This is a genomic window from Phycisphaerae bacterium (assembly GCA_035384605.1).
In the GTDB taxonomy this organism is placed as follows: domain Bacteria; phylum Planctomycetota; class Phycisphaerae; order UBA1845; family PWPN01; genus JAUCQB01.
Genome location: DAOOIV010000145.1, coordinates 1 through 2565, shown reverse-complemented (window position 1 = coordinate 2565; position 2565 = coordinate 1). Strand labels below are relative to the sequence as shown.

The 2565-nt window shown below is 62.6% G+C and carries 3 protein-coding genes; all 3 read left to right on the top strand.

Going from position 1 to position 2565, the window contains the following annotated elements; genetic code table 11:
• Nucleotides 1-141: 141 nt before the first annotated feature.
• Complete coding sequence (locus PLL20_19965) at nucleotides 142-1290, top strand: P22 phage major capsid protein family protein (GenBank protein HPD32277.1); 1149 nt, start codon at nucleotides 142-144, stop codon at nucleotides 1288-1290.
• A gap of 91 nt (nucleotides 1291-1381) precedes the next feature.
• A complete protein-coding gene (locus tag PLL20_19960; GenBank protein HPD32276.1) occupies nucleotides 1382-1534 on the top strand; it encodes a hypothetical protein in 153 nt (50 codons plus the stop codon).
• 54 nt (nucleotides 1535-1588) lie between these two features.
• A partial coding sequence (locus tag PLL20_19955; GenBank protein HPD32275.1) for a hypothetical protein occupies nucleotides 1589-2565 on the top strand: 977 nt, incomplete at its 3' end.

The window sequence follows — 2565 nt, the reverse complement described above, 5'->3', positions numbered from 1 at the left end:
GGGCGTCGAAACACATTGATGAGGGACCGAGGGCTTTGGTCCCGGTAGTTGGGCAAAGCGGGCCGCTTTTGCACCAAAAGCGTGTCTGCCGGGCCGGTAGACAGTCACAAACAGTCAACCAAACAGCTACGGGGAACAAAGATGGGAAATTCTCTCGGTTACTACCAGCCGTATTTCTACGCCAACGAGGCGCTGATCCAACTGGAGAAGGCTCTTGGCATGGGGGTGCGGGTGCATCGTGGGTTCGACGAAGAGCGTCGGGCCTTCAACAAGGGCGAGTACATCAACATCCGCCGGCCGAGCACGTTCGCGGCGGACGATGCTCCCTCGGCGGCACAGGACCTCAAGACCGGCAGCGTCCAGATCCAACTGGCCTACTGGCGCGAGGTCAAATTCAAGCTCACCGACAAGGAGCTGGCGCTGTCGGAAGAGACGCTGATCGACGAGCACATTGCTCCGGCAGCGTATGCTCTGGCGTACGACGTCGACACCAAGCTGGCGGCGCTCTACAAGGACATCCCGTGGTACGTCGACCTGAATTCGACGATCGCGATCGACGACATTACGAACGTCTATCAGGTGATGTTCGACAACGGCGTTCCGATGGGCAACCCGAACAACCTGCACTACATGATGGGCGGGGCGCTTCAGAACGGCTTCCAGCAGTTGACGGCCTTCAATCAGTACCAGGGAGCCGGCCCGACGGGCGTGAACACGCAGTTGAGTGGCTCGCTGGGCGTCAAGTTCGGGATGGAGTGCTTCGGCAACCAGAATGTCCAGAGCCATACGGGCGGGACGTGCGCCGACGCCACGGGCGCTATCAACAATTCACCCGGCGGCTACGCTGCCGGTGTGACCGAGATCGCAATCAATGGGGTCACGGACGGCGGCACCTGGAAGGCGGGCGACACGTTCGTCATCGCCGGCAACAGCCAGCGGTACGCCGTGACCGCCGATGTCACCTTCACCGGCGGGGGTGGCACGGTCAAGTTTACGCCGGCCTTGGTGGCGGCGGCCGCTCATGGGGCGGTCGTGACCGGCCGTGTGGACACCCACGTGGCGAACATGGCGTTCCACCGCAATGCGTTCGCTCTGGCGACGGCTCCGTTGAGTACGATGGGCAACGAGCTGGGGGCCAAGATCGCGACGGTCTACAACGAGAAGAACGGCCTGAGCCTGCGGAGTCGCATCTACTACGTGGGCAACAGTTCCGAGGTCCACGTGTCGCTGGACATTCTGTACGGCGTCAAAACGCTGGACCCGAACCTGGCGTGTCGTGCGTGCGGATAACCCGCCGTTCGAGTGAATTCACTGGCTATGGGGGCGCTGTGTCCCCATAGCCTTCATCGTTCTTCTGCAAGTCGAGACAAGGAGTTCTCAAATGGCAAGCATTCCCACGATTACCGTGTACGGCAAGAAGGGCACCCTGATTATCAACGCCTGTGATCTGGAGGCGTGGAAGGCCAAGGGATACCGGACCACGCGCGAGCCCGAGCCCGAGCCCAAGAAGGTCGAGGCCCCCAAGGGCAAGTAGGGTCCATTGCTTCTGTCAGTCTATCCGCTTCGGTTGTGCAAGGAGTTTGTGCCCATGAAACGTCTGGCTTTGGTTCTTGTGTTCATCCTGGCCGCCGCGGCGCTGGCGGCAACCCTGTCCTATCCTTCGCGTCCGGCCGGCGGCGGTCCCATTACCCGAACGGTGGTGTGGTCGTTTGATGAGACGGACATCGGCGACATGAACGTGCCGTCCGATCCGATCTATGGACACGTCCAGCGGATCGTGATTGAAGCCGAGGGGACGGAGGCGTCGTGGGACTTGGCGTTGACGGACCCGCACGGCGTCTCGCTGTTCTCGTTGACCGGCATTGCCACACCCTCCGGCCCGAACAGCTACGCGATCAACTACAAGGCCGTGGACGGCAATGACTATCTGGGGGTGCCGGTGCATGGGCCGTTGACCGTAGAGCTTGCCAACGTGGCCAGTCATGGTGAGATTCAAACCTTGACCATGTCGGCGGCGGCGACAAGCGGGACGTTCACGCTGAGCCTTGGTGACGAAGAGACCACGGACCTGGCGTATGACGCTGCGACGGCGACGATCGAGGCGGCACTGGAGGCGCTGGAGGGAATCGGGACGGGCGGCGTGACTGTCGGCGGCGGGACACTGGCGTCCGGGTCGGCGACGACGTTCACGTTCCGGGACACATTGCGAGATGTGGCCATGCTGGTGCCGGACTTCTCCATCTTGGGTCGCACGGCGGAAGTGCAGACGCTTACCCTGGGCGCGGCGGCGACGGCGGGAACATACACGCTCACGTACGGCGGCGAGACCACGGAGGCCATCGCGTACAACGCCAATGCGGCCACGATCAAGGCGGCGTTGGAGGCTCTTGCGACCGTGGAGGAAAACGACATTACCGTGGGCGGGACGGTCCCAAGCGGCGGAGGGCCGACCACGTTCACGTTCCGTGCCGGACTTGGGGACGTGGCGATGCTCGCGATTGACACCACGGAGTTGACCGGCCCGGAGACTGCCGAGTTTGCCGAGACCGTCAAGGGCGTTCTGGC

Bases quoted from the DNA above. Each gene is read 5' to 3' on its own strand.
- PLL20_19965 (HPD32277.1), top strand. From the start codon at position 142: ATGGGAAATTCTCTCGGTTACTACCAGCCGTATTTCTACGCCAACGAG.
- PLL20_19960 (HPD32276.1), top strand. From the start codon at position 1,382: ATGGCAAGCATTCCCACGATTACCGTGTACGGCAAGAAGGGCACCCTG.